11 protein-coding genes are annotated in these 14,927 nt (G+C 63.1%); 10 read left to right on the forward strand and 1 reads right to left on the reverse strand.

What is annotated here, in order from left to right; all coding sequences use genetic code 11:
• The first annotated feature begins 400 nt into the window (after nucleotides 1–400).
• The 6 genes from sbnA to K8U54_RS08700 are packed head-to-tail and all read left to right on the forward strand — an operon-like array spanning nucleotide 401 to nucleotide 7,716.
• Nucleotides 401–1,375 carry a 2,3-diaminopropionate biosynthesis protein SbnA gene (gene sbnA, locus K8U54_RS08675; protein ID WP_249909752.1) on the forward strand — a complete coding sequence of 325 codons (975 nt, stop codon included), beginning with the start codon at nucleotides 401–403 and terminating at the stop codon, nucleotides 1,373–1,375.
• A gap of 6 nt (nucleotides 1,376–1,381) precedes the next feature.
• The gene (gene sbnB / locus K8U54_RS08680; protein ID WP_249909753.1) at nucleotides 1,382–2,413 is read left to right on the forward strand and encodes a 2,3-diaminopropionate biosynthesis protein SbnB; all 1,032 of its coding nucleotides are present in this window, start codon (nucleotides 1,382–1,384) and stop codon (nucleotides 2,411–2,413) included.
• Entirely contained in the window at nucleotides 2,407–4,197 is a 1,791-nt protein-coding gene (locus K8U54_RS08685) for an FAD/NAD(P)-binding protein (RefSeq protein WP_249909754.1), read from the forward strand. Before sbnB ends, K8U54_RS08685 begins: the two co-directional genes overlap by 7 nt.
• Nucleotides 4,194–4,808: a glutathione S-transferase family protein gene (locus K8U54_RS08690; RefSeq protein ID WP_249909755.1), complete on the forward strand. Its 615-nt coding sequence runs from the start codon at nucleotides 4,194–4,196 to the stop codon at nucleotides 4,806–4,808. Before K8U54_RS08685 ends, K8U54_RS08690 begins: the two co-directional genes overlap by 4 nt.
• Nucleotides 4,809–4,820: 12 nt before the next feature.
• Nucleotides 4,821–6,257: an L-lactate permease gene (locus K8U54_RS08695; RefSeq protein WP_249909756.1), complete on the forward strand. Its 1,437-nt coding sequence runs from the start codon at nucleotides 4,821–4,823 to the stop codon at nucleotides 6,255–6,257.
• Nucleotides 6,258–6,273: 16 nt separating this feature from the next.
• Nucleotides 6,274–7,716, forward strand: a complete 1,443-nt coding sequence (locus K8U54_RS08700; protein ID WP_249909757.1) for a PLP-dependent aminotransferase family protein — start codon at nucleotides 6,274–6,276, stop codon at nucleotides 7,714–7,716.
• 565 nt (nucleotides 7,717–8,281) lie between these two features.
• Here K8U54_RS08700 and K8U54_RS08705 read toward each other — a convergent pair.
• On the reverse strand, nucleotides 8,282–9,382 hold the full coding sequence (locus K8U54_RS08705; protein WP_249909758.1) for a GlxA family transcriptional regulator: 1,101 nt from the start codon (nucleotides 9,380–9,382) through the stop codon (nucleotides 8,282–8,284).
• Between the two features lie 1,259 nt (nucleotides 9,383–10,641).
• On the opposite strand from K8U54_RS08705, the gene K8U54_RS08710 reads away from it, so the two are divergent.
• The 4 genes from K8U54_RS08710 to K8U54_RS08725 all read left to right on the forward strand — a co-directional run bounded on the left by K8U54_RS08710 (nucleotide 10,642) and on the right by K8U54_RS08725 (nucleotide 14,778).
• Entirely contained in the window at nucleotides 10,642–11,838 is a 1,197-nt protein-coding gene (locus tag K8U54_RS08710; RefSeq protein WP_249909759.1) for a quaternary amine ABC transporter ATP-binding protein, read from the forward strand.
• A 1-nt stretch (nucleotide 11,839) separates the two neighbouring features.
• Nucleotides 11,840–12,721 (forward strand): ABC transporter permease, encoded by an 882-nt coding sequence (locus tag K8U54_RS08715; RefSeq protein ID WP_249909760.1) that lies wholly within the window; start codon nucleotides 11,840–11,842, stop codon nucleotides 12,719–12,721.
• Between the two features lie 43 nt (nucleotides 12,722–12,764).
• The gene (locus K8U54_RS08720) at nucleotides 12,765–13,709 is read left to right on the forward strand and encodes a choline ABC transporter substrate-binding protein (protein ID WP_249909761.1); all 945 of its coding nucleotides are present in this window, start codon (nucleotides 12,765–12,767) and stop codon (nucleotides 13,707–13,709) included.
• Nucleotides 13,710–13,917: 208 nt separating this feature from the next.
• The gene (locus K8U54_RS08725) at nucleotides 13,918–14,778 is read left to right on the forward strand and encodes a glycine betaine ABC transporter substrate-binding protein (protein WP_249909762.1); all 861 of its coding nucleotides are present in this window, start codon (nucleotides 13,918–13,920) and stop codon (nucleotides 14,776–14,778) included.
• Nucleotides 14,779–14,927: the final 149 nt, after the last annotated feature.

The following is a 14,927-nucleotide window of genomic DNA, read 5'->3' on the forward strand; positions in this document are numbered from 1 at the left end:
CCATTATTGTTTCAGCTCGCCCTCCTTTTTAAAAAGTGCAACTGCTTACCTTGCTAGCCGTAGCCGATGACTTGAGTTTGGAGGCATACGGCTCTCCAGCACTTCACACAGCCATCAGAACTCTGCGCGTGTATTGAAAAACGCCACATTCCTGTATCTGTCGCACTCCCCCTCCCAGCCGCAACATCCCTCCTGTAGCGCTAGTCGGCGCACTTAAATGCCAACTCTAAACGATATAAGCACCATCATTTCTAAGGATGGAAAGCGAATTTACAAATAGCCGCAGAGCAGGCAAGTACGCCGCTGGTAGTTACTTCTCCGAGACCCTCTATTTCCAAGCCAACCGGCACTGCGGCCTCAGGGCCCATTTCGTTCGGGAAGCCTTAACAAGGATGTGCTAATGATTAAGCAATTGATAAATGAAGACAATTACATCCAGATTGATCAGTTGTGCAGCGCCAAAGTGCAACTCAAGATCGAAGGACTTAACCCGGCAGGCTCAATCAAGCTCAAAACTGCTTACGCCATCATTTCGGATCTTGAAAGCCGTGGGCTGATCCCCCCCAGAACGCGGCTGATCGAATCATCCTTGGGCAACCTCGGCGTGGCCTTGGCGATGGTCTGCGCGGCCAAGGGCTACCAGTTCGTCTGCGTCATCGACCCGAACACTTCGGCGCCCAACCGAAAGCTGATTCAGGCCCTGGGTGCACAGGTAATCGTGGTCGACCAGCGCGACGAGAACGGTGGTTTCCTCTACTCGCGCATCCGCCTGATCGAACAGATGGTCGCGCAGAACCCAGACTACATCTGGCTCAATCAGTACCAGAACCCGAACAACCCGCTGGCCCACTACAACGCCACCGCGCGGGCCATCGCCGAGAAGTTCGGGCATGTCGACTACCTGTTCGTCGGCGCCGGCACCACCGGCACCCTGATGGGCTGCAAGCGCTACTTCGCCGACCACCACCCGCGCACCAAGGTGATCGCGGTGGACTCGGTCGGTTCGGTGACCTTCGGCCTGCCCGGCGGCACCCGCCATATCCCTGGGCTCGGCACCAGCCGCCGCCCCGAGATCTACGAGCCCAGCGATATCCACGCCTTCCTCACCGTGCCCGAGGTGCACACGGTCCAGGTGTGCCGCTGGCTGGCGCAGCGCTACGGCCTGCTGTTCGGTGGTTCCACCGGCACGGTGCTGGCCGGCGTGCAGCAGTGGGCAGCGCAGATCCGCCCGGACGATGTGATGGTGGCGATCTCCCCGGACATGGGCGAGCGCTACCTGGAAACCCTCTATTCAGACGACTGGGTCAGCCAACGCTTGGGCCCGGGCGCGCTGCAACCCTTGTTCCCCGAATTCCCTCTCTCCCTTACGGCGTAACCAGTCATGACCGCACAAGCTTCGATTCCCCCGTTCCACGTGATCCCCGGTTCCACCGTCAAGGACATCCTTGCTGGCATGCGCCAGGAGGCCATCAAGGTGGTCGCGCAGACCTACCTCACCCACGAGCGCGGCGAAACCGTCAACCCGGACAGCTACTTCCTGCGTTTCCCCGAAGAGCCGGCCAATCGCATCATTGCCCTGCCGGCGGCGATCGTCTACAAACAGGGCGAACAGTCGGTATCAGGCATCAAGTGGATCGCCAGCTACCCGGACAACATCCACGCGGGCATCCCACGCGCCTCGGCGGTACTGATCCTCAACAACCCACAAACCGGCTACCCCTACGCGCTGCTCGAAGGCGCGCTAATCAGCGCCGTGCGCACCGCCGCCTCGGCCGTGCTGGGCGCCTGGCTGCTCAATGACAAACAAAAGCGTGCCGGTAGCCTGTCGATCATTGGCGGCGGCGTGATCGCCCGCAACATCCTCGACACCTTCATCGGCGACGACTGGTCGTTCGGCCAGGTCGGCGTGCATGATCTCAACCGCGAGTCGGCCGAGGCACTGGCCGGTTTCGGTGAGCAAATGGGCCTGCCACAGGTGCAACTGTGGTCGCTGAAAGAAGCGCTCAAGGCCGATATCGTGGTGTTCGCCACCAGCGCCGGCACCCCGTACGTCAGCGGCGACGACACCTTCCGCCCAGGCCAGATCGTGCTGAACATCTCGCTGCGCGACATCGATGCCGGCATCGTCGCCGCCAGCTACAACTACTTCGACGACGTCAGCCACTGCCTCAAGGCCAACACCTCGCCGCACCTGGCCGAGCAGCGCTTCGGCCACCGTGATTTCGTCACCGGCACCGTGGCACAGATCCTGCGCGGCGAACTGCAGGTTAACCGTGACAAAACGCTGATTTATTCGCCGTTCGGCATGGGCATCCTTGACCTGGCCCTGGGCCGGCGTATCCATGACGTGGCCCTCGAGCAAGGCTCGGCTGTCGCCGTGCCGTCGTTCTTCGGGGAGGAGCGCAGATGGTGAGCAAGCCCCTGCACGTCGGCCTGGTGGGCTGCGGCTCGCGCGGGCTGTCGATCTTCGAGCGCCTGCTGAGCATCGCCGAAACCCGCCCGCAACAGCCGCTGCTGATCGACATCTTCGACCCCAACGTGTTCGGCACCGGTGCCCACTGGCCCAACCAACCGGACTACCTGCTGCTCAACACCGTGGCCGGGCAACTCGGGGTGTACCCCGACGCGGCGGCCTTCGGCACCCTGCACGATGCCCGCGAACGCTCGGGCCCGGACTTCCTGGACTGGTGCCGGGCCAAGGGAGTCAAGGTCGACCCGAAGACCGGCCTGGTGACCGACGACGGGCGCGCGGTGGAGCCGGAGGACTTCCTCCCGCGCCGGCTGCTCGGCGCCTACCTGGCCGACGCCTTCTCGCGCATCCTGAGAAGCGCGCCAGCCTGGGTGGCGGTACGCCTGCACCCGCACCCGGTGGTCGGCCTGCGCACCGATGCGCAGCAGGCCTACCAGCTCAAGCTGCCGTCGGGCGACTTTGTGACCGTGAACCGTTTGATCCTGACTGTCGGCCATACCGGGCGGGTGCGGGCAGACGAGGAAGGCCGGGTGGGTGATATCTACCCGCTGCCGGGCAGCCTCGACAGCATCGCCGCCGGCGAAGCCGTGCTGCTCGAGGGGCTGGGCCTGGGGGCAATGGATACCCTGGCGGCGCTGACCGCTGGCCGCGGTGGCGCCTACCACCGCATGGCCGACGCCAGCCATGTGTACTTCTCATCCGGCAAGGAGCCGGTGATCTATATCCAGTCGCGTGACGGCCTGCCGTTCCGCGCGCGCCCCAATGGCTTGACCCGGGCGCCACGGCACAAGCCGATCTTCCTCACCAGTACCCACATCGATGCACTGCGCCAGCAGGCGCCGAACGGCCAGCTGGACTTCGAGCGTGACGTGCTGCCGCGCATGCTCCTGGAAATGCGCGCGGCCGGCATGGCGGTGCTGCATGCCAAGACCGACCCGGCGCGCCACCGTGAAGTGCTGGAGCAACTGCGCACAGTCAGCCTGCAAACGCCCATCGATACCCGCGAGAGCGAAAGCCTGCTGCGTCACTACGAGGCGCTGTCCGGCACCATCGACCCGCAGGCGCTGATCCTGCACAGCCTGCCGGCACAGGTGAACGCGCACAACTACCATGCGTGGATCTACGACGCCATCGAGGCCGACCTGCACGAGGCCCGCATCGGCCGCGCCGAATCGCCGGTCAAGGCAGCCATCGAGGTGTGGCGCGATCTGCGTGACCGGCTGCGCGAGGCAGTCGACTTCGACGGCCTCACCGAGGCTTCGCACCGGCAGTTCTACGGCCGCTGGCACAAGGCGATCAACCGGCTGGTGGCCGGGCCGCAGAAGGAGCGCCACGCCGACCTGCTGGCCCTCAGCGACGCCGGGCTGCTGACCTTCCTGCCGCCGGGCGGCGTGCCAGCCGCCAAGCCTTACCGGCGCGTGGCCGGTTACGTGCAGGGCAGCGGCGTGCACGACAGCGACTGCGCCCCGGTACGCGACCTGGCGCGGCTTGGCCTGATCCGCCCGCGCACCGACGTGCCGGGCCTGGATGGCATCGATGTCGACGCGGCCTGCCACCCTCGCGCCAGCAGCGGCGAACCGGTGCGCAACCTCTGGGTGCTCGGGCCGCTGGCCGAGGGCTCCTGCTACTACAACCACTACGTCACCTCGGCCGGCGCGCCGTCGCGGCTGTTCATCGACGCCCACAAGGCCGCCTCGGCCATCCTCGACACAAGGACCACCCCATGAAGCTCTACTACCAGACCCACTCGCCCTACGCCCGCAAGGTGCTGGTGATGGCCCATGAGCTCGGGCTCGCCGAGCGCCTGGAGGTGATCCACCACGAGACCAGCCCCACGACCCGCAACGAGACCATCTACCAGGCCAACCCGCTGGGCAAGGTGCCGGTGCTGATGCTGCCCGAGGGCGAGGCGCTGTTCGACTCGATCGTGATCTGCGACTACCTCGATACCTTGCACCAGGGGCCGAAGCTGATCCCGCTGCAACGCCCCGAGCGCTACCAGGCCCTGCGCCTGCAGGCGCTGGCCCAGGGCCTGTGCGATGTCGGCATCAAGCTGCGCTGGGAAGTCGAGCGCCGCCCGGCGCACCTGCGCTACCCGGCCTATGGCGAGGGCCAGAAGTACAAGCTCGAAGAGTCGTACCGCTACCTCGAACAACAAGTCGAACTCGACGGCCCGCTGAACGTTGGCCACGTGGCCCTGGGCACCGCCCTGGACTGGATCGCGTTCCGCGAGCTTTGCGACTTCGCCCAGCACCCGCGCCTGAACGCCTGGTACCAGCGTTTCTGCGACCGCCCCTCGATGCGCGTCACCGAGTACAGCGGTCAGACCCACGATTAAGGAACACAGCACATGGCTGCTCTCTTGTTGCAAATGTCGCCCATCGGCCTGGTGATCGCCCTGATCCTGCTGGTGCGTCGCCCGCCGGTGCAGGCAGCGCTGGCCGGCGTCGCGGTGGTCTTCCTGCTGTGGGGCATGGGCGCCGCGGCACCGCTGTCGGCCGCCGCCAGCTCGGCGATCATCAAGGACACGATGATCCTGTTCCTCAGCACCGCCTGCGTGATCGTGCCGGGGCTGGCCTTCGTCATTCTGGTGGAGCGCGGCGGCGCGCCGCAGGCCATTGGTGCCTGGGTGCGTGAGCTGGGCTGGAAGCCACCGGCGCAGGTGATCTTCATCGTGCTGGGGTTGGCGCCGCTGCTGGAAGCGATGACCGGCTTCGGCGTCTCGCTGATTGCCACCGTGCCGCTGCTGATGGGGCTGTTTTCGCGCCAGGCCGGGATGAAGATCGCCCTGGCCGGCATGGTCATCATGCCGTGGGGCACCCTGGGCCTGGCCACGGTGATCGGCGGCTTGCTCACCCACCTGCCGGCCAACGAGCTGGGCAGCCATTCGGCGCTGATCAGCGCGCCGGTGTTCCTGATGCTGGCGGGCATCGCCCTGTGGCAGGCCGGCATTCGCAGCGCCCTGCCATGGCTGGGCTTGTGTGCGGTATCGGTGCTGTTCAGCGCGGTGCTGTACGGTATCAACCGCTTTGTCGGGCCTGAGGTATCGGGGGTGCTGGCGGGGCTGACCGTGGCCGCCGTGGGCCTGGTGATTTCGTACCTGCAACGCAAGCGCCTGGTGCGCTGGCCGGCGGCAGCCTGGCCGTACCTGGCGCTGCTGGGGGTGATCGTCGCCTCGCGCGCACTGTTCGTACTGTCGGGCTGGGATGGCGTGTGGGTGATCAAAGGCGAGCATGTATCGTGGAAGCCGCTGGCCTCGCCGGGGCTGGCGCTGCTGATCGTCACCGTGCTGATGACCCAGCGCCAGCGCGCCGAAGACAGCTTCCCGTGGGCTTCGCTGCTCAAGCGCGCCAAGTTCCCGGTGGCGACCATCTTCCTGTTCCTGCTGCTGTCGCAGGTGATGGTCAACGCGGGCTTTCTGGTCGAGGCGCAGCGCGCCCTGCAATCGCTGTCGGGGATTTCGCTGGCGCCGACCGTGGCGCTGCTGGCGGGTATCGCTGGCTACGTCACCGGTTCCAACGTGGGCGGCAACACCCTGGTGATGCCGTCGATCGCCGCCCTGGGCAGCGACTACGGGCCGTGGCTGGCGGCGATGGTCAACAGCGCCGCCGGGCATGGTGCGCTGGGCTCGCTGTCGATCCTGTCGCTGATCACCGGGCTGGCGGCCGCCAACCGCGATGAAGAGCACGGGCTGATCCGCTTCGCCTTCGGCTTGGTGGCGCTGAACATCGCCATCGTTGCTGCAACCGGGGTGGTTTTACTTTATGTTCTAGGAGGTCATTCCTGAGCTTACAAGAGACACCATGGATCGGTTCGAAGCACCTGATAAACGCTGGCGGAGAGTCAAGGACTGGATCATCCGTCAGATCGACAGCGGTGAATGGCCTGCACAAACCAAGCTGCCGTCGATCCGCACCCTGGCCCGCCTGTTCGACACCAGCATCACCACCGTACAGCGGGCCCTGGCCGACCTCGAGGCCAACGCCTATGTGCTGACCGAGCCCAGGGTCGGCTACTTCGTCTCGACGGCGGGGCGTGCCAACCCGGCCAGCCGCTTCGACTTCTCCAGCGTCACGGTCAACGTCAACCACGCGGTGGTCGCCATGCTTTCCCAGGCGGCCAGCCGCACCACCCTGTCGCTGAGCTCGGCCGTGCTACACGGCGACCTCACCCCCCACGTGCTGCTCAACAAGTGTATTGCTACACTGGCCAGCAAGGCCGACCCGACAATCGCCGGGCTGGTGACGCCACCCGGGCATACGGCGCTACGTCGGCGCATTGCCGGGCTGATGCTGGCCCGGGGCGTGGTCTGTGGTCCGGACGAAGTGCTGGTGACCTCCGGCGATACCGTCGCCCTGGAACTGGCTCTGGAGGCTGTGGCCCAGCGCGGTGCCACGGTGGCCATCGAAACTCCCACCTACTATGGCATCCTGCAGACCATAGAGCGTTTGGGAATGCGCGCACTGCCCATAAGCACCCATGCCGAAAGCGGAATCGATATAGATCACTTGAAGGAGGCACTGGCGCAGAAAAAGGTCGATGTGATCTTTCTCAACCCTACACTGCAGAATCCACGCGGCTTCATCATGTCCGAAAATGACCGCGCAAAGCTTTCGCAGCTAGCCCATGAAGCCGATATACCGATCATCGAGGACGATATTTTTTTTGATCTGGTGCCGGAGGGCGAACGGCCAAAAGCAATCAAGAGCTATGACCGAACCGGGCAAACCATCTACTGCTCATCGTTCTCCAAAACCGTCGCACCGGGTTATCGAGTGGGTTGGTGCGTCGCTGGCAAGTACCGCGATGCGATCCTCGCACAGATGTTTTCGCGCAACCTGGCGGTGTCGAGTCTCGCGCAATGCACACTCAATGAGTTCATTGGGCGTGGCTATCTGGAAGAACACTGCGCTCAACTGCGCAAACAACTGACGGCCATAAACAATATGGTACAGGCACTGGTGCACTCAGCATTCCCGCCGGGGACGACATACGTGCCACCGCGTGGGGGATTCATTCACTGGCTGGAATTGCCGGAGAAGACAGATATGGCCCGCTTGCAGCAGCTTGCCCAAGTGCGGGACTACCACATCGCCGACAGTGGAATCTTCTTCGCAGATGGCCAAGCCACCAAGGGACTTAGACTATGCATGGGCAGGCCACTTTCTGCAGAGCTGGTTGTGGGCCTGACAGTATTAGGTGAGTGCGCCTTGCAAGCCCAGCAGGCTCAGCTTACAACTCCCTAATACAGGACAGAAAGTCGACTCCCCCTGAGCGCGACTAAGCGTCGCCATTGCCGATGGCAACTCGTGCGATAGATCATGAAGTGCCTACATATTGGCGCCGCTGCCGACTCGATCACGCAATGGTATGTCACAGTACTCGCGGTAGCACTTGGCGAATACGACATGGACACCAAAACAGTATCTCGACGCCACTTAATGATCGGCGTCTACTTACCCGACAGACGCCGCGCGCCTGCAACCGCAGGAGTTGCCCCCAAATGCTGTGCGCAGGCCTGTGGATAAACTGTTGGATAACCGCGCAACGCTCCCATTCACGGGGCGCTTGGCCGGCTGGTCACTTTTCGCTCGACGCCAGCATCACGCCTGCCACGAAAGGCCCGGTACAACGCACTTTCAGCCCTGAATCAATTATTGGCCTGAGGGCATTCTGCCCGCTGATGTTTTGCGCACAAATACTCTGTGCATAACTGTGGATAATCTGTGAAAGACAGCGCAGACGCCACGGCTCTAGGGCGTCTGCGGGAATTGAGCATTTTCTGCGCAGCGCAGGAAAAAAGGGTGGTGATCAGACCACCCGCACGCTGGCGAACGTCGACTCGCCCTGGGCACGACTCAATGCCGCCATGGCCGTGGACGACTCGTGCAGCAGCTCATCGTGCACGGGCAGCAGGGCCACCACGTTGGCGCTGCTACCGGCACGCTCATCACGGGGCGGAATGCCAAAGTACTCGCGGTAGCACTTGGAGAAGTGCGGCGTGGACACGAAGCCGCACACCGACGCCACCTCGATGATCGACATGGACGTCTGCTTGAGCAACTGGCGAGCACGGATCAGGCGCAGCTTCAGGTAGTAGCGCGACGGTGAGCAGTGCAGGTATTTCTGGAACAGCCGCTCCAGCTGGCGACGCGATACATCGACGTAGAGCGCCAGTTGGTCGAGGTCGATCGGCTCCTCCAGATTGGCCTCCATCAGCGCGACGATTTCCTGCAGTTTCGGCTGGTTGGTGCCGAGCATGTGCTTGAGTGGCACGCGCTGGTGATCCTGCTCGTTGCGGATGCGCTCGTAGATGAACATCTCGGAGATCGCCGCCGCCAGTTCGCGGCCATGCTCGCGGCCGATCAGGTGCAACATCATGTCCATCGGCGCAGTGCCGCCGGACGAGGTATTGCGGTTGCGGTCGATGGAGAACAGCCGCGTGGTAATGGCGGCGCGGGGGAACGCCTCCTGCATGGCGGCGAGAAATTCCCAGTGCACGCTGCAATCGTAGCCATCGAGCAACCCGGCCTTGGCCAGCGCCCAGCTGCCGGTACACACCGCGCCCATCTGCCGGCCCTGGCGGGCCTGGGCCTGCAGCCACTGCACGTGGTCGCGGGTGACGCTGCGCTGAATGTCCACGCCGCCGCAGACTATCACCGCACTGAGCGCCGGGGCGCTGGCGGTACTGGCATCGGGGGTGATCTTCAGGCCGTCGCTGGCGCACACCGGCTGGCCGTCGAGGGTCAGGGTGTACCAGCGATACAGCTCCTTGCCGGAGAGCTGGTTGGCCATGCGCAGGGGCTCGACGGCCGATGCCAGGGAAATCAGGGTGAAGTTGTCCAGCAGGAGAAAGCCGATGGACTGGGGAACACGACTATGGAGCTGCGCTCCCTGATTGAACTGGGACATCGATGAACCCTCACGCTAACCAGGTTATGAGCCTTCATGGCGAGGCTCTGTTTTCTTGTAATTACGCCCGACTGGCAGTCAAGCAGATGGCCTGTATAACGCAAAGGCCATGCCGACATTGAACGCCCGTTCAAACAAGAGTTGGCGGTAGCTGGAAAGGTTGGTTGGCGGGGCCTTGGAGGCCCCTGAAACGGCAAGGGGAAAAGGGCGCAATGTGCCATGCCACAAGGGCTTGAGCATTTTGGTAGCAGTGGCTGGCGTAACAGTGTTTCCGCACAGTCTGCAGGGGGTAACCGAGCAGTACGACAAGAAAATGACTGAACGGTCACTTAGGTGACATATCGCCAAAGCACCCATGCACCACAAGCTGGCGAAAGCCCGCCGCGCTGAGCAAAAAATGCTCACTGCCATGGGGCATCCACGCATTTCCATCGGCTGGCCGATCGCTCCCCGGTTACAGGCGATGGCGAGTGCGATGACTGCCGGAAAAGCACCGGCGGCTAGATGAAAACCACCGCCAATTATTTGCCCTTCGACGCTGGAAGACGCCATTGAACGGCTCGAAAACGACCGAAACTGATACGCTTTCTGCTCCCTACCAACAGCTTTACATACGTTTTTTTTAAATTTGCTGTAGCCCGCATGGCTCCTGGCCTTCACTCGTCCTGAAGGCTGAAAACCACGCCATGCGCGGCCTGCAGCCTTGGCCAAGAGCGGAAAGAATCTGTTATGGTTTTTTAGGTGACGGCTTCGTGTCGTCGCCCAACACGTCAGGGTCGTAATTCGATAATTGCCACGACCGCAAGACTATATCGTTGAGTCAGCCGATTTCGTCGCTGCCGCTCTTGACCAGGGAGGCAGACTGGGGCCCTCCGCTCCGGACCGAAGAACAGATAAGTGCTGGCTACCGCAACAGGGCGCCAGCCCAACAAGAAATTTCGGATGTACGCGCATCTCGGATGAGGTGTGAATACCCAAAGGATTGGGCTTCGTAACACTGCCAGAGGGTTTGGAAAGCAGTTTGCAGCACGGCAACGCATTACATCATTCGTCCCGTCCACCTATGGCGTTTGCCTCGGCAACCGCTCTGGGGCGCGCTCGAGTGCCTGCAGAACGCCATGTGACAGAACGCTGTCCAAACCCAGGAACCGTGTATATACCCACAAGCAAGAACAGTCTGCACTGCATGACGGGTGCCCGGTGGGCGCTCGGCAAGTTGCCTGTGACTGCTCTGATGTCTACTGAAGGGGAACCATCCCATGCAGTCTGGAAAAATCGTCGTCGAAAACCTCTACAAGGTATTCGGCGACAAGCCGCAAGATGCCATCGACCTGCTCAAGCAAGGCTGGAGCAAGGACAGGATCCTCGCTGAAAAGGGCGCCGTGATCGGCGTCAGTGACGTGTCGTTCAGCGTCGAAGAGGGCGAGATCTTCGTCCTGATGGGCCTCTCCGGCTCGGGTAAATCCACCCTGATCCGCCTGATCAACCGGCTGGTCGAACCCACCGCCGGCAATGTCTACATCGACGGCCAGAACGTCGCCAAACTCCCCAAGGACCAGCTCATCGATCTGCGTCGTCGCGACATGAGCATGGTCTTCCAGTCCTTCGCCCTGATGCCCTCGCGCACCGTTCTCGAAAATGCGGCCTTTGGTCTCGAAGTGGCCGGAAAGGGCCGCAAGGAACGTGAAGAACGCGCCATGCAGGTGCTCAAGCAGGTCGGCCTGGACACCTTCGCCGGCAAATTTCCCCATGAGCTCTCGGGCGGCATGCAGCAGCGGGTCGGCCTGGCCCGTGCCCTGGCGGTCGACCCGTCGATGATCATCATGGACGAGGCCTTTTCCGCCCTCGATCCACTCAAGCGCCGGGAAATGCAGGACATCCTGCTGGAACTGCAGAAGACCCACCGCCGCACCATCATCTTCGTGTCCCACGATATCGAGGAAGCGATGCGCATCGGCAACCGCATCGGCATCATGGAGGGCGGCAAGCTCGTTCAGGTCGGTACGCCGCAGGAGCTCATCGACAATCCCGCCAACGACTATGTGCGCAACTTCTTCGATACTGTCGACACCAGCCGCTATCTCACTGCAGGCCAGTTGAAGGCCAACAGCGTGCCGGTGTACGTGCACAACGGCAAGGCGCCCGACGCGCAGACCGTGTGCCGTGAGCTGCAGGCGCAGGACAAGCACTACGCCTTCATCGTCGACGAAGACAACAAGTTCCGCGGCTCCATCAGCCTGGAGAAGATCGCCCTGCTGGTCGAAGGCGGCGACTCCCCGGCGCTCGATGGCGACGTGCTGAAAGCCATCAGCCCGGTTCCCGAAGACCTGCCACTGGATCAGGTGATCAACCGCCTGGTGGACAACGAGGGTCCAATTCCGGTGGTCGACCAGGATGGCCATTACAGCGGTGCCATCAGCAAGGGCCGCCTCCTGACCCGCCTGCAGGGAGAATGACATGAGCGAGAAACTGGATCTGGGCAGCTGGGTGAACGACGCGGTTCAGCACATGCTGGACAACTACAGCGGCGTGTTCGACAGCATGGGCAGCGTGGTCAGCGGCTTCTCCGAAGCGATCGAGAACGTGCTGATGCTGCCGCCGGCATGGCTGCTGATCGCCATCTTCGTGGCCCTGGGCCTGTGGCGTATCGGCTTTCGCTTCGCGCTGTTCACCACCGTGGCCTTCGTGCTGATCGTGATGACCGGCTTCTGGGAGCAGACCGTGGTGACCCTCGGCCTGACCTTCTCGGCGACCCTGATCAGCCTGCTGATCGGCATTCCGCTGGGCATCTGGGCGGCCAAGAGCGAGCGCGTGTCGACCATCATCCGGCCGATCCTCGACTTCATGCAGACCATGCCGGCATTCGTCTACCTGATTCCGGCGGCCATGCTGTTCGGCCTCGGCCGGGTGCCCGGCATCATCGCCACGGTGATCTTCGCCATGCCGCCGGCGGTGCGCCTCACCAGCCTGGGCATCCGCCAGGTCAACAAGGAAATCGTCGAGGCCGGCCAGTCGTTCGGCTGCAACAGTCGCCAACTGCTGTTCAAGGTGCAGCTGCCCAACGCCATGCCGTCGATCATGGCGGGCGTCAACCAGACCATCATGATGGCCCTGTCGATGGTGATCATCGCCTCGATGGTCGGTGCCGGCGGCCTCGGTAACGACGTGCTGGCGAGCATCCAGCGCCTGGACATCGGCCTGGGCTTCGAAAGCGGCATGGCCGTGGTGCTGCTGGCGATCATCCTCGACCGCATCACCGAAAGCTTCGGTACACCGCAGACCGCCGCAAACCGCGCGGGTTGGCTGAGCTGGCTGAGTGCGCGACTGCAGCGCCAGTAAAAGGCCATACTCAGCATCCTCTAAATCACACAAGGATTCGCGGATGAACATATTCCACAAAGCAGCGGGTGTCGGCCTGCTGTCCTGCGCTCTGGCCCAGGGCGCCTGGGCCCAGGAGCCGGCGAGCTGCAAGCAGGTGCGTTTCGCCGAAATCGGCTGGGCGGATATCGCCGCCACCACCGGCGTGGCCATGACCCTGACCGAAGGCCTGGGCTACACGCCACGCAAGACCATGGCCTCGGTGCCGATCGCCTTTACCGGTGTGAAGAACAAGCAGATCGACGTGTTCCTCGGCTACTGGGCACCCTCGATGGATTCGGTGATCGAGCCGTTCACCAAGGACAACAGCGTCAAGGTGCTGGCCAAGCCCAACCTGGAAGGCGCCAAGTACACCCTGGCGGTGCCGACCTACGCCGCCGAAGCGGGCCTGAAGAGCTTCCAGGACATCGCCAAGTTCAAGGATCAGCTGGGTGGCAAGATCTACGGCATCGAGCCGGGCAACGACGGCAACCTGCTGATCGACGGCATGATCAAGGGCGACAAGTTCGGCCTGGGCGACTTCAAGATGGTCGAGTCCAGCGAAGCCGGCATGCTCGTCCAGGTACAGCGCGCGATCCGCAAGAAGGAGCCGGTGGTGTTCCTCGGCTGGGCGCCGCACCCGATGAACACCCAGTACGACATGACCTACCTGTCCGGTGGCGATGACGTGTTCGGCCCGGACTACGGTGCCGCCAAGGTCTACACCGTGGTGCCCACCGACTACGAGGAGCGCTGCGCCAACGTCGGCAAGCTGCTGAACAACCTGCAGTTCAACGTCGAGATGGAAAGCCAGCTGATGGAGAAGGTCCTCGACAAGCAGGACCCCGCCGACGTCGCCAAGCAATGGATCAAGGCCAACCCGCAGGTGCTCGACGCCTGGCTGCAAGGCGTGACCACCTTCGACGGCCAGGACGGTGCGGCCGCCGTGAAGAAATTCGTCGGGCTCTGAGCCCGCACTCACCGCGACCCGCCTGCGCCTGGGCGGGTCAGGTACGGCAGGCGACGCGGCACGCATCGCCTGTCAGCCGGGGGCCCGAGCCCCCAGCGCCGGTGCCAACAGGGCGATGCCCTGCTCTGCACAGCTGGTGCCGCAAGGCCCGCGATCAGAACGAGCCAGTAAACCACCTGAACTGCCACTCACTGACGGAGCAAGACCTATGCACAATTTCAAACGCCTCTGCCTGCAGAGCCTCGGTGCCGCCGCCCTGGCCCTGGGCATGTCCGGTGCCATGGCCGCCGACAAGCCGGCCCTCAAGATCGGCTACGTGAACGGCTGGGACGACAGCGTCGCAGTCACCCATGTCGCGGGTGAAATCCTCAAGACCAAGCTCGGTTACGACGTGACCCTGCAGCCGGTGGAACCGGCGATCATGTGGCAGGGCATCGCCCGCGGCGACCTGGACGCCACCCTGTCCGCCTGGCTGCCGGCCACCCACGGCGAGTACTACGAGAAGCTCAAGGACAAGGTCACCGTGCTGGGCACCAACTACGACGGCGCCAAGATCGGCCTGATCGTGCCTGAGTACGTGGAAGCCAAGACCATCGCCGACCTGGAGAAGTACGCCAAGGACTTCGATGGCAAGATCACCGGTATCGATGCCGGCGCCGGCGTGATGCGCCGCACCGAAGAAGCGATCAAGGAATACGACCTTAAGAGCATCAAGCTGATGCCAAGCTCGGGGCCGGCCATGACCACCGCCCTGACCCGCGCGGAACGATCCCAGAAGCCGATCGTGGTGACGGGCTGGATTCCGCACTGGATGTTCGCGCAATGGAAGCTGCGCTTCCTGGAAGACCCGAAGAACGTCTTTGGTGAAGCCGAGCACGTCGACACCGTCGCCAACCCAAGCCTGAAAACCAAGGCACCGGAAGCCGCCGCCTTCCTGGAGAAGCTCTCCTGGAGCGCCGAGGAAGTCGGCGCGGTGATGCTGTCCATCCGCGACGGCGTGAAGCCGGACGAAGCGGCCAAGCAGTGGATCGAGAAGAACCCGGATCGCGTGGCCGAGTGGCTGAAATAAGCTGACGCCCGCTCCCCGTCGCTTCGACAAATGCCAGTCAGTGCGCTGACTGGCATTCTTGTTTCTGCCCTTTCGACACCCCTGTCGCTCGATACCTGACGGTTTGGCTTCCCTACCGCCGTATATTTTTGTATATAGCGGTATCGCCA

Origin of the sequence: Pseudomonas fulva (assembly GCF_023517795.1) — a bacterium.
Classification (GTDB): Bacteria; Pseudomonadota; Gammaproteobacteria; order Pseudomonadales; family Pseudomonadaceae; genus Aquipseudomonas; species Aquipseudomonas fulva_D.

Excerpts from the sequence above, each read along its gene's own strand:
- sbnA (WP_249909752.1), top strand. The coding sequence starts at position 401 with ATGATTAAGCAATTGATAAATGAAGACAATTACATCCAGATTGATCAG.
- sbnB (WP_249909753.1), top strand. The coding sequence starts at position 1,382 with ATGACCGCACAAGCTTCGATTCCCCCGTTCCACGTGATCCCCGGTTCC.
- K8U54_RS08685 (WP_249909754.1), top strand. The coding sequence starts at position 2,407 with ATGGTGAGCAAGCCCCTGCACGTCGGCCTGGTGGGCTGCGGCTCGCGC.
- K8U54_RS08690 (WP_249909755.1), top strand. The coding sequence starts at position 4,194 with ATGAAGCTCTACTACCAGACCCACTCGCCCTACGCCCGCAAGGTGCTG.
- K8U54_RS08695 (WP_249909756.1), top strand. The coding sequence starts at position 4,821 with ATGGCTGCTCTCTTGTTGCAAATGTCGCCCATCGGCCTGGTGATCGCC.
- K8U54_RS08700 (WP_249909757.1), top strand. The coding sequence starts at position 6,274 with ATGGATCGGTTCGAAGCACCTGATAAACGCTGGCGGAGAGTCAAGGAC.
- K8U54_RS08705 (WP_249909758.1), bottom strand. The coding sequence starts at position 9,382 with ATGTCCCAGTTCAATCAGGGAGCGCAGCTCCATAGTCGTGTTCCCCAG.
- K8U54_RS08710 (WP_249909759.1), top strand. The coding sequence starts at position 10,642 with ATGCAGTCTGGAAAAATCGTCGTCGAAAACCTCTACAAGGTATTCGGC.
- K8U54_RS08715 (WP_249909760.1), top strand. The coding sequence starts at position 11,840 with ATGAGCGAGAAACTGGATCTGGGCAGCTGGGTGAACGACGCGGTTCAG.
- K8U54_RS08720 (WP_249909761.1), top strand. The coding sequence starts at position 12,765 with ATGAACATATTCCACAAAGCAGCGGGTGTCGGCCTGCTGTCCTGCGCT.
- K8U54_RS08725 (WP_249909762.1), top strand. The coding sequence starts at position 13,918 with ATGCACAATTTCAAACGCCTCTGCCTGCAGAGCCTCGGTGCCGCCGCC.